The 23,242-nt window shown below is 70.7% G+C and carries 17 protein-coding genes; 7 read left to right on the top strand and 10 right to left on the bottom strand.

Going from position 1 to position 23,242, the window contains the following annotated elements:
• Positions 1–33: 33 nt before the first annotated feature.
• From ACIHFB_RS11560 to ACIHFB_RS11535, 6 genes are all read right to left on the bottom strand, one after another.
• The gene (locus tag ACIHFB_RS11560; protein WP_365277986.1) at positions 34–2,985 is read right to left on the bottom strand and encodes a M14 family zinc carboxypeptidase; all 2,952 of its coding nucleotides are present in this window, start codon (positions 2,983–2,985) and stop codon (positions 34–36) included.
• A gap of 152 nt (positions 2,986–3,137) precedes the next feature.
• The gene (gene whiA, locus ACIHFB_RS11555; RefSeq protein WP_210575804.1) at positions 3,138–4,121 is read right to left on the bottom strand and encodes a DNA-binding protein WhiA; all 984 of its coding nucleotides are present in this window, start codon (positions 4,119–4,121) and stop codon (positions 3,138–3,140) included.
• Positions 4,112–5,179 carry a uridine diphosphate-N-acetylglucosamine-binding protein YvcK gene (gene yvcK / locus ACIHFB_RS11550; protein WP_365277982.1) on the bottom strand — a complete coding sequence of 356 codons (1,068 nt, stop codon included), beginning with the start codon at positions 5,177–5,179 and terminating at the stop codon, positions 4,112–4,114. The genes whiA and yvcK overlap by 10 nt, the downstream gene beginning before the upstream one ends.
• The gene (rapZ, locus tag ACIHFB_RS11545) at positions 5,176–6,189 is read right to left on the bottom strand and encodes an RNase adapter RapZ (RefSeq protein WP_365277979.1); all 1,014 of its coding nucleotides are present in this window, start codon (positions 6,187–6,189) and stop codon (positions 5,176–5,178) included. Before rapZ ends, yvcK begins: the two co-directional genes overlap by 4 nt.
• Positions 6,186–8,228, bottom strand: a complete 2,043-nt coding sequence (gene uvrC / locus ACIHFB_RS11540; protein WP_400126530.1) for an excinuclease ABC subunit UvrC — start codon at positions 8,226–8,228, stop codon at positions 6,186–6,188. Before uvrC ends, rapZ begins: the two co-directional genes overlap by 4 nt.
• Before the next feature lie 53 nt (positions 8,229–8,281).
• Positions 8,282–8,953 carry a response regulator gene (locus tag ACIHFB_RS11535; RefSeq protein ID WP_400126528.1) on the bottom strand — a complete coding sequence of 224 codons (672 nt, stop codon included), beginning with the start codon at positions 8,951–8,953 and terminating at the stop codon, positions 8,282–8,284.
• 200 nt (positions 8,954–9,153) lie between these two features.
• Between ACIHFB_RS11535 and ACIHFB_RS11530 the strand changes: the two genes are divergently transcribed.
• Positions 9,154–9,315, top strand: coding sequence for a hypothetical protein (locus tag ACIHFB_RS11530; RefSeq protein WP_365277971.1), 162 nt, complete (start codon positions 9,154–9,156; stop codon positions 9,313–9,315).
• Positions 9,316–9,426: 111 nt separating this feature from the next.
• Here the strand turns inward: ACIHFB_RS11530 and ACIHFB_RS11525 are convergent, their stop codons facing one another.
• Complete coding sequence (locus tag ACIHFB_RS11525) at positions 9,427–12,126, bottom strand: nitrate- and nitrite sensing domain-containing protein (RefSeq protein ID WP_365277968.1); 2,700 nt, start codon at positions 12,124–12,126, stop codon at positions 9,427–9,429.
• Positions 12,127–12,305: 179 nt separating this feature from the next.
• Positions 12,306–13,724, bottom strand: a complete 1,419-nt coding sequence (locus ACIHFB_RS11520) for a sugar ABC transporter substrate-binding protein (protein ID WP_365277965.1) — start codon at positions 13,722–13,724, stop codon at positions 12,306–12,308.
• A 171-nt stretch (positions 13,725–13,895) separates the two neighbouring features.
• On the opposite strand from ACIHFB_RS11520, the gene ACIHFB_RS11515 reads away from it, so the two are divergent.
• The 4 genes from ACIHFB_RS11515 (at position 13,896) to ACIHFB_RS11500 (ending at position 17,630) form a co-directional block, all read left to right on the top strand.
• Positions 13,896–14,267, top strand: a complete 372-nt coding sequence (locus ACIHFB_RS11515) for a response regulator transcription factor (RefSeq protein ID WP_365277962.1) — start codon at positions 13,896–13,898, stop codon at positions 14,265–14,267.
• A 212-nt stretch (positions 14,268–14,479) separates the two neighbouring features.
• Positions 14,480–15,472 (top strand): hypothetical protein, encoded by a 993-nt coding sequence (locus ACIHFB_RS11510; RefSeq protein WP_365277960.1) that lies wholly within the window; start codon positions 14,480–14,482, stop codon positions 15,470–15,472.
• Positions 15,473–15,669: 197 nt separating this feature from the next.
• Positions 15,670–16,722, top strand: coding sequence for a LacI family DNA-binding transcriptional regulator (locus ACIHFB_RS11505; RefSeq protein WP_365277957.1), 1,053 nt, complete (start codon positions 15,670–15,672; stop codon positions 16,720–16,722).
• Positions 16,719–17,630 carry a carbohydrate kinase gene (locus ACIHFB_RS11500; RefSeq protein WP_400126523.1) on the top strand — a complete coding sequence of 304 codons (912 nt, stop codon included), beginning with the start codon at positions 16,719–16,721 and terminating at the stop codon, positions 17,628–17,630. The genes ACIHFB_RS11505 and ACIHFB_RS11500 overlap by 4 nt, the downstream gene beginning before the upstream one ends.
• A 79-nt stretch (positions 17,631–17,709) precedes the next feature.
• On the opposite strand, the gene uvrA is transcribed toward ACIHFB_RS11500, so the two are convergent.
• Positions 17,710–20,739, bottom strand: coding sequence for an excinuclease ABC subunit UvrA (gene uvrA / locus ACIHFB_RS11495; protein ID WP_365277951.1), 3,030 nt, complete (start codon positions 20,737–20,739; stop codon positions 17,710–17,712).
• A 225-nt stretch (positions 20,740–20,964) separates the two neighbouring features.
• Here uvrA and ACIHFB_RS11490 point away from each other — a divergent pair, with 225 nt between their 5' ends.
• Both ACIHFB_RS11490 and ACIHFB_RS11485 read left to right on the top strand, forming a co-directional pair.
• A complete protein-coding gene (locus ACIHFB_RS11490) occupies positions 20,965–21,651 on the top strand; it encodes a maleylpyruvate isomerase family mycothiol-dependent enzyme (RefSeq protein WP_400126521.1) in 687 nt (228 codons plus the stop codon).
• Positions 21,652–21,696: 45 nt separating this feature from the next.
• Positions 21,697–22,353, top strand: a complete 657-nt coding sequence (locus ACIHFB_RS11485) for an MBL fold metallo-hydrolase (RefSeq protein WP_400126519.1) — start codon at positions 21,697–21,699, stop codon at positions 22,351–22,353.
• A gap of 400 nt (positions 22,354–22,753) precedes the next feature.
• Here ACIHFB_RS11485 and aroQ read toward each other — a convergent pair whose 3' ends face one another.
• Complete coding sequence (aroQ, locus tag ACIHFB_RS11480) at positions 22,754–23,227, bottom strand: type II 3-dehydroquinate dehydratase (protein WP_365277942.1); 474 nt, start codon at positions 23,225–23,227, stop codon at positions 22,754–22,756.
• Positions 23,228–23,242 lie beyond the last annotated feature (15 nt).

Genomic DNA, 23,242 nt, shown 5'->3' with positions numbered 1-23,242 from the left:
CTACGGAGAGTCGGTCAGCGTTGACCGGTCGGTTCACCCGTCGAGTGCCTCCAGTGCCTTGCCGATCAGGGTCGTACGGCCGACGGGCGCGGCGACGTGCTCCAGGCCGAAGCCCAGCAGCACGGTGTCGTCCGTGGTGACCGCGCCGTACGTCTTGAACAGCTCACCCGTGCGTCCCCAGTCCTTGACCACGGCGGGGCTGCCCGCGGGCGGTCCCGGAGTGCTCCAGGCGCCCAGCGACGTCTCGAAGCCCTCGGTCTCCACGGCGTTGCCGCCGATCACGACGGACGCGTTGTCGGCGAGGACACCGCGGCCACCGCTGCCGGGGTCGGTGACGTAGCCGAGGGAGACCTCGACCGTCTTCCCCGCGTAGGCGGAGAGATCGAAGGAGACCTCCTGCCAGCCGGCCGACGCCCCGGTGAAGCTGTTCCAGGAGCCGGACGTGCCGGTGGGCGTGCAGGCGTCCCCGGCGAGTGTCAGATACCGCTTGAGGGCGGGGTGCGCCTGGATGAAGTACCCGGCCTCGCACTCGGTGGGCACCGCGGTGCTGGTCGCGCCGCCTGCCTCCGGGAGCGTGGTCCAGTCGTCGGCACCGGCTGTGTGCGCCTCCAGGAGCGCGTGGTCGTAGCCCCTCTCGGTGTCCCAGAGCAGCCGGGTGCGCAGCGTCGGCTTTTCGGACGCGGTCACCGAGGTGAGGTCGATGGTGCGGGCGAGACGGTTCCAGGCGTAGTCGCTGTGCGTGACGGCCGCCATGGAGGTGCCTTCGTACGGGCCGTACGGGTTGGCGGTGCCGGGGTAGGCGCCCGCTCCCGCGCTCTCGAACTGCGGGTAGGTTTCCACGGACAGCGTGTCTGAGGTGACGCTGTAGGAGCCCGCCGCGTTCAGCGGGTTGCCGGGAGCGCCGCCCAGTGGTGTGGTGGCGCCCGCCAGCAGGCCCGACCCCTCGAAGGACGTGGCGTCCGGCAGGGACGTACGGGTGTAGGCGCCCAGGTAGTACTGACTGAAGTCGTTCGACAGGGTGCCGCCGCCGAGGTCGACGGAGCCGCCGGCCTGCTCGCCGGCCTCGATCAGCTTGCCGCCCTCGTTGAGGAAGGCGCGCAGCTGGAGCTGGGTGGCGTTGCCCGGGACGCCGGCGCCCGTGTAGTGGACGACCGTGTCGAAGTGGCCGAGCACGCCGAGCGCGTCGGGCGCGCCCTGGGTGGCGACGTCCCAGACGAGCGCCTTGCGGCCGTTGGCCTTCAGCGCGTCGACGTAGGTCTGTGCCTGGGTCGCGGCCGCGCCCTCTTCGGCGACGACGAGCGTGTCGGCCCGGGGCCGTTCGGCGATGGTGTAGGTGAAGTGCTCGCTGGAGGTGGGCTTTCCGCTCCTGGTCTCGCCGCTGAACCAGACCTCGACCTTGTCGCCGGGTTCGCCGTCCTTGACCTTGGCGCGGTACTCGTCGAAGTAGAGGTTGTCCTCACCGCCGTACGTCTCGCCGCCCTTCCAGGGACGCAGCGCCATGTCCCATGTACGGCCGCCGTTGACGCGGTACTTGAGCTCCTTGTCGCGGACCGACTTCCGTACGACGACGGAGACTTCCTGGTCGGCGCCGCGCGAGTACGACGTCTTGAACGGCGCCGGGGTGAAGTCGGCGGCCTTCAGACCGAGCGCGGACGACGGCTGGTCGGGGTGGGCGGCGGACTCGGCGACGGAGAGCGCGAACGGGACGTTCTTGGCGAACTCCTGCTGGATCAGTGTCTCGTCGTCCGGGAAGGTGAAGATCGACCGGCAGTCGGCCGCGTTCCACTGATCGTCGGGGTCGACGTTCGAGGCGGTCTGGCAGGTCGACATCTCGGGGGTGAACATCGCTATTCCGTTGACGTTCGCCGCGTGGCCGTCGGCCTCACCGTTGGTGGTGTAGAGCTCCGAGGAGACCTGGGGGTGGTAGCCGGGGATCGCGGAGTTCTCCGGCGTGCCGGCGAGGGACTTGTACAGCACGTCGTCCGGGGTGGGTGTGGCGACCTGCCAGCCGACGCCGTAGAGGAGGAGTTCGGCGGCGGAGTGGTAGTTGATGCCGTACTCGAAGCCGATCCGCCGCTCGAAGGCGTCCAGCGCCTGGGTCTCGGGCTCGGAGCCGGGGGCCGCGCCGCGGTAGGTCTCGCTGGTGGGGTTGGGGGACGAACCCTCGTCGTCGTAGCCCCACTTGTAGGAGAAGTTGCGGTTGAGGTCGACGCCGTCGCCGGTGCTGATGGCGCCGTCGCCGTTGACGTCCCGGAGGTTCTTGCGCCAGAGGCGGTTGTCGGAGCTCTGGAAGGTGTAGTCGTAGCCGTCCGGGTTGGCCGAGAGGAGGAACCACACCTCGGTCGAGTCGACGATCTTCTTGACGCGCTTGTCGGTGGCGTAGTTGTCGACGTAGTAGTGCATCAGCCGCCGGGTCATCTCCGGTGTGATCCACTCGCGCGCGTGTTGGTTGGACGCGTAGAGGACGGAGGGCTTGGCGCCGTCCTTGGTCTTCTTGGCGTTCTTGGTGAGCTTGAGCGCCAGGATGTCCTGGCCGTTGACGGTCTTGCCGATGGAGACGACCTTGGTCAGGCCGGGGTTGGCCTGCGCGGTGGCGAGGATCTCCTGCTGGAGTCCGCCCTCTCCGCTGTACGGGCGGAACACGCCCTCGGCCGCGGCCTCGACGCGGGCCCGGGCCTTGCCGGAGAGCTTGTGCTCGGTGAGGTCGACGCCCTGTTTCTCCAGCTTGTCGGCCTCTTTGCCGGTGAGGTAGACCTCGACGGTGGCCGTGCCCTTGTCGGGCACCTGCTCGCCGAGTTCGTGGCCGTCCTGTCCGGTGGCCAGCAGCAGGGGTACCTGCTTCTTGGTGACTTCGGCGCGGAAGACCTTGACCTCGTCCTGGTCGGAGGAGGAACTCCCGCTCTGCGCCTGAGCCATGGGCGCGATGCTCGCTCCGCCGATCAGGAGCGCGCCGACAGCGAGGATCGATCTCGCTCTGTGTCTCATGAACCCCCCTAGCAGTGGTCCGCCGCAGTGGCGAACAGATGCCAGGCTCATGACAGTTCATGATCGAGTCAAGGGCGCCACGAGGATGTGCAACACGCCGGTGCCGACGCCCAGTTGGGCGTCGGCACCGGCGTGTTGCGTACGCGTTCGGGTCAGCCGGCGTCGGCCATCTCCTCGGTGAGGCTGGATTCGGTGCCCGGGATGCCGAGGTCCTGGGCTCGCTTGTCGGCCATCGCGAGCAGCCGGCGGATACGGCCCGCCACGGCGTCCTTGGTCAGCGGCGGGTCGGCGAGCGCGCCGAGCTCCTCGAGGGAGGCCTGCTTGTGCTCCATGCGCAGCCGGCCCGCCGCCGCGAGGTGCTCGGGCACGTCGTCGGCGAGGATCTCCAGGGCGCGCTGGACCCGGGCGCCGGCGGCGACGGCCGCGCGCGCGGAACGGCGCAGGTTGGCGTCGTCGAAGTTGGCGAGCCGGTTCGCCGTGGCGCGGACCTCGCGGCGCATCCGGCGCTCTTCCCAGGCCAGCACGGACTCATGGGCGCCGAGCCGGGTGAGCAGGGCGCCGATGGCGTCGCCGTCGCGGACGACGACCCGGTCGACACCGCGCACCTCGCGGGCCTTGGCTGCGATCGACAGCCGGCGGGCGGCACCGACGAGTGCGAGCGCTGCCTCGGGACCCGGGCAGGTCACTTCGAGGGAGGACGAGCGGCCGGGCTCGGTCAGCGAGCCGTGCGCCAGGAAGGCGCCGCGCCAGGCGGCCTCGGCGTCGCAGGTGGCCCCCGAGACGACCTGCGGGGGCAGGCCGCGGATCGGGCGGCCACGGCCGTCGACCAGGCCGGTCTGCCGGGCCAGCTGATCACCGCCGGCGACGACCCGGACGACGTAGCGCGAACCGCGGCGCAGCCCGCCGGGTGCCATCACGATCAGCTCGGAGCTGTGGCCGAAGATCTCCAGGATGTCCCGCTTGAGCCGGCGGGCCGCCATGGCGGTGTCCAGCTCCGCCTCGATCACGATGCGCCCGCTGACCAGGTGGAGGCCGCCGGCGAACCGCAGAACGGCGGAGACCTCCGCCTTCCTGCAGCAGGTCCGGGTGACGGGGAGCCGGGAGATCTCATCCTTCACCGCTGCCGTCATCGCCATGGGCCGATCCTTCCATGCATCCGAAAAATACGGTCGTACGCGGCGGCCAGGAGCTCCGGGTCATGCCTGGGGCTCCCGTCCCTCCGGGCCACCGGCGCCAGCTCGACCGCCGCACCGAGCCGCTTGGCGGCCTCGGTGAGTACATCGCGATCGGGCACGGCGGCCTCGTCGGCCAGCACCACGTCCAGGGCGAGTTTAGGGGCGTGTCGTCCCAAAACCTCCAAATGACGCTGCGGTGAGAAGCCCTCTGTTTCTCCGGGCTGCGGCGCGAGGTTCAGGGAGAGTACCCGGCGTGCCTTCGTCTGAGTGAGGGCGTCCAGCAGTTCGGGCACGAGCAGATGCGGGATGACCGAGGAGAACCAGGAGCCGGGGCCGAGCACCACCCAGTCCGCGTCGAGGACCGCCGCGACGGCCTCGGGGACGGCGGGCGGGTCGTGCGGTACGAGGTGCACGGACTGCACCTCGCCGGGGGTGAGCGCGACGGTGGCCTGGCCGCGGACGGTGTCGATGTCCTCGGGCCGGTCCGGGTCGTGGCCCCTGACCAGGGCCTGGAGCTCCAGCGGTACGGCCGACATGGGCAGCACGCGCCCGTGCGCGCCGAGCAGCTTGCCGACCAGGTCGAGGGCCTGGACATGGTCGCCGAGCTGCTCCCACAGGGCGACGATCAGCAGGTTGCCGACCGCGTGCTCGTGCAGGTCGCCCTTGGACTGGAAGCGGTGCTGGATGACGCGGGCCCAGGTCTGGCCCCAGTCGTCGTCCCCGCACAGCGCGGCCAGGGCCTTGCGCAGGTCGCCGGGCGGCAGTACGCCCAGTTCGTCGCGGAGCCGGCCGCTGGAGCCGCCGTCGTCGGCCACCGTGACGACGGCGGTGAGGTCGCCGGTGATCCGGCGCAGCGCGGCGAGCGAGGCGGACAGGCCCATGCCGCCGCCGAGGGCGACGACCTTGGGCTGGGTACCGCGGCGGCGTGGACGGCCGCCGCGGGCCTCGGCGGGCCGGCCGGCCCGGGCCTCGGGCACGGCCCGGCGCAGCCTGCTCAGCCGCGGTGTTCGTGCTGTCATTCCCGTCCCATGTCCCGGTGTACGACCACCGTCTCCACACCCTCGGCCGCCAGACGCGCGGCGAGCTTCTCCGACATGGCGACCGAGCGGTGCTTGCCGCCGGTGCAGCCAATGGCGATGGTCACATAGCGCTTGCCCTCACGGCGGTATCCGGCGGCGATCAGCCGCAGCAGCTCGGCGTACCGGTCGAGGAACTCCTTGGCGCCGGGCTGGTTGAAGACGTACGCGGCGACCTCCTCGTTGGTACCGGTGTACGGGCGCAGCTCCGGGACCCAGTGCGGGTTGGGCAGGAAGCGCATGTCCGCGACCAGGTCGGCGTCGACCGGAAGGCCGTACTTGAAGCCGAAGGACATGACGGTGGCCCGCAGCTCCGGCTCCTCCTCGCCGGCGAACTGGGCGTCCATCTTGGCGCGCAGTTCGTGCACGTTGAGGCTGGAGGTGTCGATCACCAGGTCGGCGTCGCCGCGCAGTTCGCGCAGCAGTTCGCGCTCGGCGGCGATGCCGTCGACGATGCGGCCGTCGCCCTGGAGGGGGTGCGGGCGGCGCACCGACTCGAAGCGGCGGACCAGGGCGTCGTCGGAGGACTCCAGGAAGACGATCCGCCGCGTGACGTGCTTGGCCGCCAGGTCGGCGAGGGACTCGCGGAGGTTGTCGAAGAAGCGGCGGCCGCGGACGTCGACGACGACCGCGATCCGGGCGACGTTGCCCTGGGAGCGGGCGCCGAGCTCCACCATGGTGGGGATCAGTGCGGGTGGGAGGTTGTCGACGACGAACCAGCCGAGGTCCTCCAGACACTTGGCCGCGGTCGAGCGACCGGCCCCGGACATGCCGGAGATGATCACCAGCTCGGGGATGGCCGCCTCCGGGACCCCGGCTGCGTCGATGGCCGCACTCACCTGTTCTCCGTCGCTCCGGCTTTCCTGGCCCGCGTCCTGCTGTGCGGGATCCTCGCCGGTTTCCTTGTGTGTCTGATCTCGGTCGGCTGTGGGCTGCTTGTCCTGCTCGGTCATCTCTCCGTCCCCCGTCGCTCGTCCGGGGTGCCCGCGGACACGGGCTCCCCCAGGGTGCCCGCCGTCGTCTCGGGCGCCCCGTCTTCCATGTCGTCCATGATCTCTCCGGTCGCCGTGTTCACGGCGGGTGCCGCCGGGGCCGCCTGGGCGAAGGCCACGGCGATGGTCTCGGCTGTCTTGCGACCTATGCCTGGAACCTCGCAGATCTGGTCAATTGTCGCGGATCGCAACTTTTTCACCGATCCAAAGTGCTTGATGAGTGCCTGCTTGCGTGTCTCGCCGAGGCCCGGCACATCGTCCAGGGGGCTCGCCCTGAAGCGCTTGGCGCGCTTGCTGCGCTGGTAGGTGATCGCGAAGCGGTGGGCCTCGTCCCGGACGCGCTGGAGCAGATAGAGGCCCTCGCTGCTGCGGGGCAGGACGACGGGATCGTCCTCGGCCGGCACCCAGACCTCCTCCAGGCGCTTGGCCAGGCCGCACACGGCGATGTCGTCGATGCCCAGTTCGTCCAGGGCCCGCTTGGCGGCCGCGACCTGGGGCCGGCCGCCGTCGACGACGACGAGCTGCGGCGGGTAGGCGAAGCGCTTGGGCCGGCCGTTCTCCTCGACGAGGCTGTCCTCCTCGCCCCACTCCCCAGTCTTCTCCTTGTCGGCGAGGTACCGCTTGAAGCGGCGGGTGATCACCTCGTGCATGGAGCGGACGTCGTCCTGGCCCTCGAAGCCCTTGATCTGGAAGCGGCGGTACTCGCCCTTGCGCTGGAGGCCGTCCTCGAAGACGACCATGGAGGCCACCACGTCTTCGCCCTGGAGGTGCGAGATGTCGTAGCACTCGATCCGCAGGGGGGCGCTGTCCAGGTCGAGGGCCTCGGCGATCTCCTCCAGGGCGCGCGAGCGCGTGGTGAGGTCGGAGGCGCGCTTGGTCTTGTGCAGGACGAGTGCCTGCTGGGCGTTGCGCTGCACCGTCTCCATGAGGGCCTTCTTGTCGCCGCGCTGCGGGATGCGCAGGGAGACGATCGAGCCGCGGCGGTCGGTGAGCCACTGCTGGACCGGTTCGACCGGGTCGGGCAGCGCCGGGACGAGGACCTCCTTGGGGACCGAGTCCCCCGTCTCCTCGCCGTAGAGCTGCTGGAGGGCATGCTCCACGAGGGCGCCGGTGGTGATCTCCTCGACCTTGTCCGTCACCCAGCCGCGCTGGCCGCGCACCCGTCCACCCCGGACGTGGAAGATCTGCACGGCCGCTTCCAGCTCGTCCTCGGCGACCGCGATGAGGTCGGCGTCGGTCGCGTCGGCGAGCACGACCGCGTTCTTCTCCATGGCCTTCTTCAGGGCCTCGATGTCGTCGCGCAGACGGGCCGCCCGCTCGTACTCCATCTCCTCGGCCGCCGCCGTCATCTGCTTCTCCAGGCGGCGCAGGTACGTGCCGGTCCGGCCGGCCATGAAGTCGCTGAACTCCTCGGCGAGTTCGCGGTGCTCCTCGGCGGAGACCCGGCCGACGCAGGGGGCGGAGCACTTTCCGATGTAGCCGAGGAGACAGGGGCGGCCGGTGCGGGCGGCGTTCTTGAAGACGCCGGCCGAGCAGGTGCGCACGGGGAAGACGCGGAGCAGGAGGTCGACGGTGTCGCGGATGGCCCACGCGTGCGCGTACGGCCCGAAATAGCGCACGCCCTTCTTCTTGTGGCCGCGCATCACCTGCACGCGCGGGAACTCCTCGCTCATCGTCACCGCGAGGTACGGGTAGCTCTTGTCGTCGCGGTACTTGACGTTGAACCGGGGGTCGTACTCCTTGATCCAGGAGTACTCCAGCTGGAGCGCCTCGACCTCCGTGGACACCACGGTCCACTCCACGGACGCGGCCGTGGTGACCATGGTGCGGGTGCGCGGGTGCAGGCCCGACAGATCCTGGAAGTAGTTCGCCAGGCGCTGGCGCAGGCTCTTCGCCTTTCCGACGTAGATCACCCTGCGGTGCTCGTCACGGAACCTGTACACCCCGGGAGAGTCGGGGATCTGTCCCGGCTTGGGGCGGTAGCTGGAGGGGTCGGCCATGTTTCACACCCTACTGGCGAGGGGTGACAGCGCGACGAGCCTGTGGACAACGCCTACCTGGTCTCGAGGAAGGTCAGCACCGCGAGGACCCGGCGGTGGGCGTCGGTGTCCTCCTGGAGGTTCAGCTTGCCCAGGATGCTGCGCACATGCTTCTCGACGGTTCCCTCGGTGACCCACAGGCGGCGGCCGATGCCCGCGTTGGAGCGGCCCTCGGCCATGAGGGCGAGCACCTCGCGCTCGCGGGCGCTGAGGTGGGAGAGCGGATCGTCGCGGCGCTGGGCGGAGAACAGTTCGTGCACCAGGGACGGGTCGACGACCGAGCCGCCCCGGCAGATCCGTTCCAGTGCCTCGATGAAATCGTCGACGACCGTGACCCGGCTCTTCAGGAGGTAGCCGACCTGGCGACCGCTCGCCAGCAGCTCCAGGGCGTCCTCGACCTCGACGTACGCGGACAGGACGAGGATGCCGGTGGCGGGGTGGCGCTCGCGGATCGTACGGGCCGCCTTCAGGCCTTCGGTGGAGTGGTCCGGCGGCATCCTTATGTCGACGATCGCGACGTCGGGTCTCTGCTCGGCGACCAGTTCCAGGAGGCGTTCCGCGTCACCCGCCTGGCCCACCACGTCGTATCCGACGCGCTCGCAGAGGCTGGCCAGTCCTTCGCGCAGCAGGACGTCGTCGTCGGCGAGGACGACCCGTCCCCGCGCGGGCTGCTGCGATGCGTCCATGGTCCCGGCTCCCCTTGCCCGACCGCTGTGCTGCGCCCCAACAGCCTGCCCGACCGCCTGGGTTACGGCTAGCCGGAAGCGGAATTGGAGGGTGCCCGTGACGACACGGGGACATCGGCGGGCGATGCTCGAACCAGCGGTTGCAAACGGACCGGCCGTCTCCGCCAGAAGGGGGCCGGTCACGGCGAAGGGCGCGGCGGATGCGGCGGACGCGGATCGAGAAAGCACGGCGGCCGGCCCGGACCCGCCGCGACCCGGACGACCTGTACGCACCGAGCGAGGCCCTGGACCCCAGGGACCCCGACATCGTGCGCGCCAAGCGTCTGCGACTCGCCGGGAACGGCGGGACCGACCGCCTCTAGTGCCGGACGGCAGGCCCACCGTCCGAACCGGCCGCCCGGAGCGTATGCGCACGTCACCGAGTCCTGGGTCTCCCCGTCCCGGACGACTCCCCTCGTATGCGTTCCGGGCGGTCACACATCCCTCGCGGCCCCGTTCAGGGGCAGTCTCACGGTCAGGGTCGTGCCCTGACCCGGCGGGCTGCCGACCGTCAGCCTGCCGCCGATCGCCTCGACGCGGTCGATGAGGCCGATCAGTCCGGAACCCCGCCCGGGCTCGGCTCCGCCCGTGCCGTCGTCGGCGATCGTCACTTCCAGGGCGTCGTCGTACGTGCGCGCCGTCACCTGTACGACGCTCGCGCGCGCGTGCTTGGCGGCGTTGGTGAGGCATTCGGAGGTGACGTAGTAGACGGCCACCTCGGTCTGCTCGGCGAGCCGGTCCGGCGGCAGGCGGAGGTCCAGTTCGACGGGGACGGAGGAGCGGCGGGCCAGCGCGCGCAGGGCCGGGCCGAGGCCGCCCTTCGAGAGGATCACCGGATGGATGCCGCGGGCCACCTGGAGCAGGTCCGTGAAGGCGTCGTCCAGCCCCTTGGCGATGTGGTCGAGCTGCTCGGGCAGGGCGTCGGGCTGCTCCTCCAGCATCGACTGGGCCGTCCTCAGGTCCAGTTGGAGGGAGACCAGCCGCTGCTGGACCCCGTCGTGCAGATCGCGTTCGATACGGCGCCGCGAGGCATCGCCGGCGGCCACCACGCGCGCGCGTGACGCCGCGAGCTGGGCCCGGCTGTCGGCGTTGGCGAGGGCGGTGGCGGCGAGTTCCGTGAAGTCGGCGAGCCTCGACTCGGTGCCCGGGGACAGTGGTTCGGGGCCGGCGGCGGCCGCGACGACGGCGCCCCACAGACGCCCGTCGACGACGATCGGCGCTCCGACGGCACGCTCCACGCGCGCGGGGCGCCGCGTCGCCGCCACCTCCGCCGCGACCGCCTCGCTCTCGGCTGCGGGACCGCGGGCGGCGCCGACGACGGTGGCGGTGCCGTCGGCGGCGTACCGCAGGACGGCGACGGAGCCGCTGCTCAGGACCGTCCCGACCTGGTCGGCGACTTCGGAGAACACCTGCTGCGGCGGCGCGCTGCGGGCCACGAGGGTGGCGACGCGGCGCAGCGCCGCCTGCTCACGGGCCGTGCGGCGGCTCTCGGTGACATCGCGTGCGGCGGCGTAGAAGAGGCCCTCGTCGGTGACCGGGCGCGCGCTCCACTGGAGCCAGCGTTCAGTGCCGTCCGGCCGCATGAGGCGGTTCTCGAACCCGGCCAGCTCCACACCGCCGGCGAGCCGTTCGAGTGCGGCACGCGTGCGTGCCCGGTCGTCCGGGTGCACGAACTCCAGCCAGGGCGTGGCGAGGAGAGCCTCGGCGGTGTGGCCGAGGGTCCCCTCGAAGGCGGGGTTGACGCGTTTGAAGAAACCGTCGAGTCCGGCGATGCACAGCAGGTCCAGGGAGAGGTGGAAGATGCTCCCCAGTTCCTGTTCCGCCTGGTGGCGCCGCCCGTGGGCCGCGGCGAAGGACGCCATGGTGCCGTCCATGCCGCCCAGCAGCCGCGCCCAGGTCCCCCGGAACGCGCCGACGTCCGCCCGGTGCTCGAGCCGGTTGTCGTCGATCGCCTCGTTCATGGCGTGGATCTCGGCGGCGAGCCGTTCGGTGGTCACCCGCAGCTCGCGGAACGTGTCGGCGACATCGCCGAGTTCGTCCCGGCCGGCGTACCGGATGTCGTACGACAGATCGCCCTCCGACAGCGCCCGGGCACCCGCGGAGACCTCGCTCAGCGGCAGGGTGATCGAGCGTCGCAGCGCCAGCGCGAGGGCGGTGACCGCGGCGAGGACACCGAGGGAGACGGCGAGGTCGCGTATCTCGCGCTGCTCGGCGGCGTCGAGGTCGTCGACGGCGGTGCGCCCCAGCTCGGCCGCGGCCCGCTCCTGGATGCCTCGCAGGGCGTCGATCCGGGCCGTCGAGGCGGCCATCCAGCGGTCGTACGACGGCCAGTTCCGTCTGCCGTCCGGGTCCGCCAGTGTGTCCCGGGTCCTGCGCACGACCAGGCCGGGGTTCTGAAGGAGAGTGGCGTAGAGCCGACTCTTGAGGGTGTCGGAGGCGGTCTGCTGGAAGGCGTCGAGGCGGGACTGCTCCAGGGCGGACCAGCGGTTCGTGGCGGGGGTCCGGGCGGGCGGGGCGTGGAAGAGGACGGCGAGTTCGACGCGTTCGCGTTCGGCGGCCTCGATGGCGTCCAGCAGCGCCAGGTGGGCGTCGGCGGCACGGCCCGACTCCCGGGTGGGTCGGCCGGATTCGAGGGTGGCGACGGTGCTGAGCAGATCGTGCACGATCGTGTCGTACCGGCCCGCGAGCTGCGGGGCGGTGAGCGAGCCGGTCCTGGTCAGGATGCGCAGCGCGTGGAGCTTGCGGTCGGCGGCGTCGAGCCGGCCGGGGACGTCGGGTTGACCGGTCCAGGAGCCGATGCCGGCAAGGATCTGGTGGAGGGCTGTCTCGGTGACCCGCTGGGCGGCGGACCGTTCCTCCAGCGTGGTCGGGCCGGGTCGCAACCGGGCCCGGACTGCTGCGATGCGTTCCCGGGCGACGGCATCGGTGAGCGCGGTCGTCGCGAACGACACCTGTGTCGCACCGCGGAACTCCCCCAGGGCCCGTGCCTCCCGCCACTGGCTCACAGCGCCGACCAGGGTGAAGCCCAGCATGGTCGTCACCGGCAGCAGTACGAGGAGCATCAGCTTGCGGCCGATGCGGAGACGGGCGAAGAAGGGGATGCGGGACGGGGTGAGTGGTCGGGGGCGGAGCATGGCCGGCTCTCAGGTTCCAGGGGCGGATCCCCGCGAACTCCGCGGGGAGACCGAACGGTTCGGTGGCCCGGCCTGCGCAGCATCCGTGGCCGCCTGGAGGCCCTGCTTGCGCATCCCCTTCAGCATGCCGCCGGGCCCGTCGGCCGTCCACGGGCGTCCCACGGGCAGCAGGGGTCGGTCTACGGCCCGTTCGTCGGATAGCCGTCGTGAGCGGCCAGGTCCTTGTCGATCCGCTTGACCGCCGTATCCAGGGTGGACTTGACGGGAGCCCTGTCCAGCATGATCTTCGCGAAGGCACGGGAAAAGGCATCGGTGATCGTCGGATACGCGGGGGTCTGCGGCCGGGGACGGGCGAATCCGCCCCGCAGCTGCTCGATGAACAGGTGCTCGGCGCCGCCGGGGGCGTACTTCGTCGAGAGCTTCAGGGCGCTGTCCGTGGCCGGGATCGCCCCGTTGGCCTCGCTCATCCGGTGCACCTGCGCGGGCTCGAGCAGGTAGGAGAGGAACCGCCAGGCCGCGTCGCCGTCGGTGGCGCCCGCCGGGATGCCCCACTGCCAGGAGCCCATGCCGGTGACGGTGCCCGCGCCGAAGTCGGGCAGCGGAACGATCGTGACGTCACCGGGAAACGCCTTGTCGAACTCGCCGTACACCCAGTGCCCGCACCAGCTGATCGCGCTGCGGCCGGCCACGAACGCCCGGTCGTCCTTGACCAGGTCGACGAGTCCTTCCTCGACCCAGTTCTGCATGGTGGTCAGCGCCCCGACGGACTCCGGGCCGTTCAGAAAGCCGTCGGCCGTGCGTCCGCCCCGGGGGTCGACGAGGTCGCCGCCCGCCGACCACACGGCGGGCGCGAAGCCGTAGGTGTTCCACTCCTCGCCCGGCGACGAGTAGACGAGTCGGAGATCGAGCGGAGCGTCGTAGCCCTGCTTGCGGAGTTCGCGGAGGATGCCGGTGAATTCGGCGGCGGTCCAGGCGTCGCCGGGGCCGGTCGGGATGCGTACCCCGGCCTCTTTCAGGGCCGACGTGCGCACGAACAGGCCGAGGCCCGAGTCGAAGGTGCCGATGCCCCACAACCGGCCCGCGTAGCTGCCCTGCCTGCGGATCGAGGGCAGCAGATCGTCGCGGACGCTCTCGGGCACACAGGAGTCGATCGACTTGAGCTGTCCCGACCAGGCGTAGCTGTACAGGTTCGGCCCGTCGAAGTCGAGCAGGTCGGGCAGGTCTCCGCTGGCCGCGGCGGACAGCACGAGGTCGGTGTACGGGCGGTTCTCGGGCAGCGTGACCAGCTCGACCCGCACCTGCTGCTGCACCTTGTTGAACTCGCGGACCTGCGCCTCGAGTGTGCTGAGCTCACCGCTCGGTCCGGCGTGGAACCACACCTTGAGGTGCACGGTGCCATCGATCTTCCCGTCACAGGTGGTGTCCTGGCGCACCGCGCGTGCTTCCTCCGACCTGCCGCCGCCCCCGCTGTCACAGGCGGCCATCAGCAGCGCGGCGCACAACGCCCCCGGGACCACGACGCCCCGGGCCCGGCGGACGACGGGCCACGCGCGCGTGGCCGTGCCCGTGCTCTCGTGCGACACCTTCGTGGCGTTCATGACGCACCACCTCGACCGGGCGACACGGGCCTCCCCAGGGCGTCGTCATGCTACCGCCGGTCGGCGGGCGACTGCGCTGGGTGAGTCCGAACCGCCGCCTCCGGCACAGGACTTCAGCACTTTCCGGCTAGCAGGAAGGCGGAGCCGCCCCCTCATTGGCAATCTGTGCCCATGACCCTGCGCTGTCTCCTCGTCGATGACAGCGCCCGGTTCCTGGAGGCGGCACGCGCTTTGCTGGAGCGGGGTGGTGTATGCGTCGTCGGGCTCGCCACTACGGGCGTGGAAGCGGTCGCGCTGGCCCGTCGGACGGCGCCGGACGCGGCCCTGGTCGATCTCGACCTCGACGGCGAGAACGGCTTCGACGTGGCCCGGCGGCTGACCGGCACCGTGCCCGCGGTGATCCTGGTCTCGACCCACTTCCGGGAGGACTTGGAGGAACTCATCGCGGCCAGCCCCGCGCGCGGGTTCCTGCACAAGTCCGCGCTGTCCGTCCGAGCGATCCAGGAGCTCGTCGACGACGACGGTTCGGGCGCGCCGCCTTGACTTCGCGGACGACGATCCGGCCGGGAGTGCACCGCTCGTTCCGCATGAGGTGTTGTCGGGACTTGGTCAACACGCTTCAATGCGGGGGAACTCGGGGCCGTGAGCGTAGGCGTACGGATGTGAAGACGTCCCCGGCGCCGACGGGGGTGGCCCCCGGACAGCCGCGCGAACGGTCTGACCAGCCGTTGAACATTCGACAGAAAGGCCCCTGCATGCCGCACGCCACCCAAGCCGCGGACGTCGCCGCCGCCGAACTGGACACGGCCCTGCGGGGCGGTCCGTTCCATGTCGCGCTGCGCGCCGCGATCGCCGCCCGTGGACTACCGCTGCAACGCGTGCAGCACCATCTGTCCCGCTACGGCGTCAAGGTCGGCGTGACGAGCCTGAGTTACTGGCAGCAGGGCGCCCGGCGCCCGCAGCGCCCCGAGTCACTGCGAGCCGTCAGGGCGTTGGAGGAGATCCTCCAACTGCCGGAGGAGTCACTGATCCGGCTGCTCGCCGACACCGAGGAACCCTCGGCCGCGCAGCGGCCCGCCGGCCGCTCCTACCGCTCCTTCGTCGAGGCCTCCGGCGTCCTGGAACGGCTGCTGGCCGAGCTCGGCTCACCGCCCGACGGCGGACTGCACGCCCTCGGGCACCACGAGCGGGTACGGATCGGGGCGCACCGCGAACTCCATTGCCGCGAGTCGCACCACATCGTGCGCGCCCACCGGGACGGCGTCGACCGCTTCGTCGCCGTCCACCACGGCGACGAGGGGTGCGCACCGGAGCGCATGACCGTGCACGCCCTGGAGAACTGCCGCACGGGACACGTCCGTTGGGATCACGACACGGGCGTGCTCGTGGCCGAGCTGCTCTTCGACACCCGGCTGCGGGCCGGCGACACCTTCCTCTTCCGGTACGGCGTCGAGGACGGCACCGCCGGCGTGTCCCGCGAGTACGTCCGCGGATTCGGGCCCGCGGGCGGCCAGTACGCCCTCCAGGTGCGGTTCGACGAGCACGCCCTGCCGGTGCACTGCCACCGGTTCGCCCAGCACTCGGCGGCCGCACCGCGCAGCGGCAGGCAGGAGCTGGCGCTCAGCGGGCAGTACCACTCCGTTCACATCGTCGAGCCGCGGGTGCGGACGGGGTTGGTGGGCATCGGGTGGGACTGGGAGGGTGCGGTCGCGCCTGAGGACACGGTCGGTCCTGAGGACACGCTCTGATCGGGCGGCCGTTGGGGCAGTTGCTCGGGGAGCCGTTGGATCAGTTACTGGGGCAGCTGTTGGATCAGATGTCGGGTCAGTTGCCGAGGCAGGCGTTCGACCGCTCGTAAACGTTTGCGCAAGCGTTTACGTCTGCCGTCGAATGGGATACCTTCCCGGTCAGGGGGCCCGCGCAGGCCCGGGGAGGGGAACGGGAAGTGCCCACCATGGCGGATGTCGCACGGAGCGCCGGGGTGTCCGTGGCGACCGTCTCGCATGTGCTGAACGACACCCGGCCGGTGCTGCCCCACACCCGCCAGGCGGTCCTGGACGCCATAGAGGAACTCGGCTACACCCCGAACGGCCTCGCCCGCTCCCTGGTCACCTCCCGCACGCGGTCCATCGGGCTGGCGGTGTCGGCCATCAGCAACCCGTACTTCACGGAGATCCTCCAGGGCGTCGAGGCCGGCGCCCTGGAACACGGCTACAGCCTGCTCATCGCGGACCCGCACGACGACCCCGGCCATGAGCGCAAGGTCGCCCAACTCCTGCACGAGCGACGCGTGGACGGCATGATCGTCGCCCCCTCGGCGGACCCGCGCGAACTCCTCGCCTACCTCGACCGGCACGCCGTACCGACCGTGCTCCTCGACCGGGTGGTCGACGCACCCGGGGCGCCGCGCTTCGACCAGGTCTGCGCCGAGAGTGCGGAACCGACGACACAGCTGGTCAGACATCTCGCCGAGCTGGGCCATCGGCGTATCGGCCTGGTCGCGGGCCTGCCCGGGCTGAGCACCACCGCCGAGCGGATCACCGGATACCGGCATGGTCTCGCGGCCGCCGGTCTCCCGTACGACGAACGCCTCGTCGTGCACGGCGACTCCGAGTCCGCGGGTGCCGAGCGGGCCACCACCGCCCTGCTCTCCCTCGCCGCACCGCCCAGCGCGCTGGTCACCGCCAACAACGCGATGACGCTCGGCGCCCTGCGCGCACTGCGCACGCACGGCCGGTCCGTGCCCGACGACATCGCGCTGTGCTGCTTCGACGACTTCGCCTGGGCGGACCTGTTCTCGCCCCGGCTCACCGCGATCGCCCAGCCCAGCAGGGAGATCGGCGCCCAGGCGGTCAGGGTGCTCCTGGACCGTCTCGCCTCCCCGGACCGGCCCGCCCGGACCGTACGGCTCGACTGCGCCTTCGTCCACCGCACCTCGTGCGGCTGCGCCGAGCAGCCCGGACAGCCCCGCACCCCCGAGAAAGGAACCGTCTCGTGATCGTCGTCGCCGGTGAGGCCCTGATCGACCTGGTACCGCAGGGCCGGGGCGCCCTCGCGGGCCTTCAGCCGGCGCTCGGCGGCGGCCCGTACAACACGGCGGTCGCCCTCGGCCGCCTCGGCTCCCCCACGGCCTTCTGCTCCCGGACGTCGTACGACGCCTTCGGCGAGGCCCTGCTCGACGGGCTGCGGCGGGCGGACGTGGATGTCTCGGCCGTGCAGCGCGGCGCCGAACCGACCACCCTCGCCGTCGCCACGATCGACTCGAACGGCTCGGCCGCCTACTCCTTCTACGTCGAGGGCACCGCCGACCGGCTCTTCACCGCGCCCGACCAGCTTCCCCGGTCGGCCCACGCGGTGTCCTTCGGCACCTGTTCACTGGTCCTGGAGCCGGGCGCGACCGCCTACGAGGAGCTGATGCGGACCGCGTCCGCGCGGGGCGTGTTCACCACGCTCGACCCGAACATCCGAACGGGATTGATCCCCGACGCGGACGCATACCGCGCGCGCTTCAAGAGCTGGCTGCCCTCGGTGACACTGCTCAAGCTCTCCGAGGAGGACGCCCTGTGGCTGGGCGGCACCCCGCACGAGTGGCTGGCCGCGGGACCCTCCGCCGTTGTGATCACGCAGGGCGGCGACGGACTGACCGCCTTCACCCGGGACGGCGGCGTGCATTCCGTGCCGGGCGAGCAGGTCGACGTCGTGGACACGATCGGCGCCGGCGACACCGTGAACGCGGCCCTGCTGCATGGGTTGTCCGCGTGGGACGCCCTGTCTCCGGACGCGCTCGCGAAGCTGGGCCCCGAGGGCTGGACCCGGCTGCTGCGGTTCGCGGCGCGGGCGGCGGCGATCACCTGCTCACGGGCGGGGGCGGAGCCGCCGTACGCCTCTGAGTTGGGTGATCTGTAGACGACGCTTCCGGTCTTCCGATATGCCTCAGCCCCACAGGGCGTCCCTGTGAGGCTGAGGCACTTCGCTGCGGATCCGCTCAGGCCTTGCGGGCCCGCGTCGTCTTCTTCGCGGCTGCGGTCTTCTTGGTGGCGCCCGCCGCCTTCTTGGTCGCCGCGCTGTTGGCGGTCCTGGCCGTGGCCGTCTTCTTCGCGGGTGACTTGGCCGCGACCGTCTTCTTGGCCGCCGTCCTGCGTGGGGCCTTGACGTCGGCCGCGTCGCTGATGCGGTCGGCGCTGAGGATCTCCCGCAGGAACTTGCCGGTGTGGCTGGTAGCGACTCCGGCAACCTCCTCGGGCGTGCCCTCGGCGACGACGAGACCACCGCCGGCACCACCTTCGGGACCCATGTCGACGACCCAGTCGGCCGTCTTGATCACGTCGAGGTTGTGCTCGATGACGATCACGGTGTTGCCCTTGTCGACCAGGCCGCCCAGCACCGTCAGCAGCTTGCTGATGTCCTCGAAGTGCAGACCGGTGGTCGGCTCGTCCAGGACGTACACCGTGCGTCCGGTGGAACGCTTCTGGAGTTCGCTCGCGAGCTTCACGCGCTGGGCCTCGCCGCCGGACAGGGTGGTCGCGGACTGGCCGAGACGGACGTACCCGAGGCCGACGTCGTGCAGGGTCCTGAGGTGGCGGGCGATCGCGGGGACGGCCTCGAAGAAGTGCAGGGCCTCCTCGATCGGCATGTTGAGGACCTCGGCGATGGACTTGCCCTTGTAGTGGACCTCCAGGGTCTCCCGGTTGTAGCGGGCGCCGTGGCAGACCTCACACGGGACGTACACGTCCGGGAGGAAGTTCATCTCGATCTTGATCGTGCCGTCGCCCGCGCAGTTCTCGCAGCGGCCGCCCTTGACGTTGAAGGAGAAGCGGCCGGGCAGGTAGCCGCGGACCTTCGCCTCGGTCGTCTCGGCGAACAGCTTGCGGATGTGGTCGAAGACTCCGGTGTACGTCGCCGGGTTCGACCGCGGGGTGCGGCCGATCGGCGACTGGTCGACGTGCACGACCTTGTCGACCAGGTCGTCGCCGTCCACGCGCGTGTGCCGCCCGGGAACGCTTCTCGCGCCGTTCAGTTCGCGGGCCAGGTGCGTGTACAGGATGTCGTTGACCAGCGTCGACTTGCCGGAGCCGGACACACCCGTGACGGCGGTGAACACGCCCAGCGGGAACGAGACGTCGATGTCCTGAAGGTTGTTCTCGCGGGCGCCGTGCACCGTGAGCCGGCGGGACGGGTCGTGCGGACGCCGGATGTCGGGCAGCGGGATGGCCTTCTTGCCGGACAGGTACTGCCCGGTCTGCGACTCGGCGTTGGCGAGCAGCTCCTTCAGGGAGCCGCTGTGCACGACCTTGCCGCCGTGCTCACCGGCGCCGGGGCCGATGTCGACGATCCAGTCGGCGACCTTGATGGTGTCCTCGTCGTGCTCGACGACGATGAGCGTGTTGCCCATGTCCCGTAGCCGCACCAAGGTCTCGATGAGCCGGTGGTTGTCGCGCTGGTGCAGCCCGATGGACGGCTCGTCGAGGACGTACAGGACGCCGACGAGGCCCGAGCCGATCTGGGTGGCCAGGCGGATGCGCTGGGCCTCGCCGCCGGAGAGCGTGCCGGCCGCGCGGTTCAGCGAGAGGTAGTCCAGGCCGACGTCGACCAGGAACCGCAGCCGTTCGTTGACCTCCTTCAGTACGCGCTCGGCGATCTTCTTGTCGCGGGCGTTGAGCTTCAGTTCGCCCAGGAATTCGGCGCAGTCGCTGATGGACATCGCGGAGACCTCCGCGATCGACTTCTCCATGATCGTGACCGCGAGGACGATCGGCTTCAGGCGCGTGCCCTCACACGTGGGGCAGGGCACCTCTCGCATATAGCCCTCGAAGCGCTCACGGCTGGCGTCGCTCTCGGCCTCGCTGTGCCGGCGCTTCACGAACGGGACGGCGCCTTCGAAGGGCGTGGTGTACACACGCTCGCGGCCGTACCGGTTGCGGTAGCGGACCTCGATCTGCGTCTTGTGTCCGTGGAGCAGTGCCTTCTTGGCGCGCTGCGGGAGACCGGCGAAGGGGATGTCGGTCCGGAATCCCAACGCGTCCGCGAGGGCGCCGATCAGACGGCCGAAGTAGTCCTTGGTGTGGCCGTGCGACCAGGGGTGGATGGCGCCCTCGTCGAGCGACTTGTCCTCGTCCGGGACGATCAGCTCGGGGTCGACCTCCATGCGCGTGCCGATGCCGGTGCACTCGGGGCAGGCGCCGAAGGGCGAGTTGAAGGAGAAGGAGCGCGGCTCCAGCTCCTCGAAGGACAGGTCGTCGTACGCGCAGTACAGGTGCTCCGAGTACATACGCTCGCGCTCGGGGTCGTCCTCCGGGAGGTCGACGAAGTCGAGCACCACCATGCCGCCGGACAGGCCGAGAGCGGTCTCCACGGAATCGGTGAGGCGGCGCTTGGCGGTGTCCTTCACCGTGAGGCGGTCGACGACCACCTCGATGGTGTGCTTCTCCTGCTTCTTCAGTGTGGGCGGATTGGAGAGCTGGACGGTCTCGCCGTCCACCCGCGCCCGGCTGTACCCCTTGGTCTGGAGATCGGCGAAGAGGTCGACGAACTCCCCCTTGCGCTCGCGCACCAGCGGCGACAGCACCTGGAAGCGGCTCCCCTCCGGCAGCTCCAGGACCTTGTCGACGATGGCCTGCGGCGACTGCCGTGTGATCGGGCGGCCGCACTCGGGACAGTGCGGCTTGCCGATGCGGGCGAAGAGCAGCCGCAGATAGTCGTAGACCTCGGTGATGGTGCCGACCGTCGAGCGCGGGTTGCGCGAGGTCGACTTCTGGTCGATGGAGACCGCCGGGGACAGGCCCTCGATGAAGTCGACGTCCGGCTTGTCCATCTGACCGAGGAACTGGCGGGCGTACGAGGACAGCGACTCCACGTAGCGCCGCTGGCCCTCCGCGAAGATGGTGTCGAAGGCCAGCGAGGACTTGCCCGACCCCGACAGGCCCGTGAAGACGATGAGCGAGTCGCGCGGCAGGTCGAGCGAGACATTCTTGAGATTGTGCTCGCGCGCGCCACGGACGATGAGACGGTCGGCCACGCCGGTCCGCACCTTTCTTGAGAGAAGTGACAGGGGCGGGGCCCCCATCGATTTCTCAGAGTAGGGGGAGCCACTGACAACGCCGGGTCGGATTCCCGAAGGGTTAACAATCCCGGGCCATCCAGCATGCCCGACGCCGCCCCCGACGATATAGCACGCCCATTCGATTTACGGCACTCGTTCACCACCTTCACCCAAAGGTGTGGCGAGGCTAGGGTCAGCACCATGATTGATCACGCTCGTGACCTGGTGTCTGTACATGACGCGACGGAACGGCTGCTCACCGCAGCCGCCAAACTGGACAACGCGGCGGTGACCGAGCCGTCACGGCTCCCCGGCTGGACCCGTGGCCACATCGTCGCCCACCTCGCCCGCAACGCGGACGCCCTTGTCAACGTCCTCGAGGGCCGGCCCATGTACGTCTCCGCCGAGGCCCGCGACGCCGACATCGAGCGGGACGCCCCGCGCCCGCTGGACGTACAGCTCACCGACGTCCGTGCCACCGCGGCCCGCTTCCAGGACACCGGCGCGGCTCCCGCGGACTGGTCCCGCACGGTGGAGCTGCGCAACGGCGTCACCGACTCCGCGTCCCGGGTGCCCTTCCGGCGGTGGGTCGAAGTGGAGCTGCACCACGTGGATCTCGGGATCGGGTACGAGCTGGAGGATCTGCCGGAGGAGTTCGTCGAGCGGGAGACCGACTTCCTCGCGGCACGGTTCAGCGGTCACCCCGACGTACCGTCCACGCGTCTCACCGACGGCACGCACGCGTGGAGCACGGGCCGGGCGGCGGACGCCCCAGCAGTCACCGTCACGGGGAGCCGACCCGACCTGCTCGGCTGGCTCGCCGGGCGGCGCGACGGAGCCGGGCTGACCACGGACGGTGGCCCGCTGCCCGCACTGCCCCCGCTGTAGGGGCGCGCGGCTCTCGGGGCACCTCCCCCGCTATAGGCTGCCGCCATGACGTACAGCGGAGAGGTGACGGTCGGCGGCCCGGCTGACGTGCACGAGCTCAAGGACCTGATGATCACCAAGATCGCGGTCGGTCCGATGGACAACAACTGCTATCTGCTGCGCTGCCGGGCCACGGACGAGCAACTGCTGGTGGACGCCGCCAACGACGCGGAGACACTGCTCGGCATGATCGGTGGCGACGGCATCGCGTCCGTCGTGACCACACATCAGCACGGGGACCACTGGCAGGCGCTCGCCGCGGTCGTCGCGGCCACGGGGGCCCGTACCTACGCCGGCCGGCAGGACGCCGACGGCATCCCCGTGCCGACCGACGTCCTGGTCGACGACGGCGACACCATCCGGGTGGGACACGTGGAGCTCACCGCGCGCCATCTGGTCGGGCACACACCGGGCTCCATCGCCCTCGTCTACGACGACCCGCACGGACACCCCCACGTCTTCACCGGCGACTGTCTCTTCCCGGGCGGCGTGGGCAACACCCGCAAGGATCCGAAGGCGTTCGCCAGTCTGATCCACGACGTCGAGACGAAGATCTTCGGCGCACTCCCGGACGAGACCTGGGTCTACCCGGGGCACGGCAACGACACGACGCTGGGCACGGAACGGCCGCATCTGCCGGAGTGGCACGCGCGCGGGTGGTGAGCGCGGGGCGTGAACCATGACGTGCCGCGGGGCGTGAACCATGCCGCGTCGCGGGGCACGGGACCCGTGAATCGGGCTGAGCACGCGCTGCGTTGCGTGCTCAGCACACGCTGCAATGCGAGCGCCCCGCACGCACCACTCCTCCGCACGCCGTGCGCCGGCGCCTCGTACGCGCCCCGTGTGAATCTTTCACACACGCCGGAGCCATGCGCACGCTCCCGGCGTGCGTGGTTGCGCAGTCAACTGGAAGCAGCCCCGCGCAGGATGACGGCTCCTGCGTGGCACGGGCCGCCGGTCCTTCGATCCCCGCCCTCGACCGGCGGCCCCGGCGTATGCCGCAAAGTGTCCGCGGTTCTGGAGCCGACGCGCCTGTAAGGGGCGAGGCCCTGGACAGCGGGACTTACGCCTCGGCCTGCGCCGCACCCACGAGCGCGGCGACCCGCTCCACGCCGAACACATACCCCTGTACCCCGCACCCCGCGATGACCCCGTTGGCACGCAGCGAGACATACGAGTGGTGACGGAACGACTCGCGCTGGTGGATGTTGGAGATGTGGACCTCCAACACGGGCATGCCGTCACAGGTGTTGAGTGCGTCCAGAATCGCCACCGACGTGTGCGAGTAGGCGCCGGGGTTGATCACGATGCCGCAGTGGTTCAGCCGTGCCTCGTGGATCCAGTCGACCAACTCACCCTCGTGGTTGGACTGCCGGAAGTCCACCGTGCCGCCGTGCGCCGCCGCTGCCTTGGCGCACATCGCCTCGATGTCGGCGAGTGTGTCGGAGCCGTAGATCTCCGGCTGGCGCTGGCCGAGGAGGTTCAGGTTGGGGCCGTTGAGGATCATGATCGGGGCGTTGGCCAGGGTGCGGGGCACGGTTCCTCCGGTCCG

This window comes from Streptomyces sp. NPDC051963, assembly GCF_044593495.1.
Classification (GTDB): Bacteria; Actinomycetota; Actinomycetes; order Streptomycetales; family Streptomycetaceae; genus Streptomyces.
This window is presented reverse-complemented; position numbering and strand designations above follow the sequence as displayed.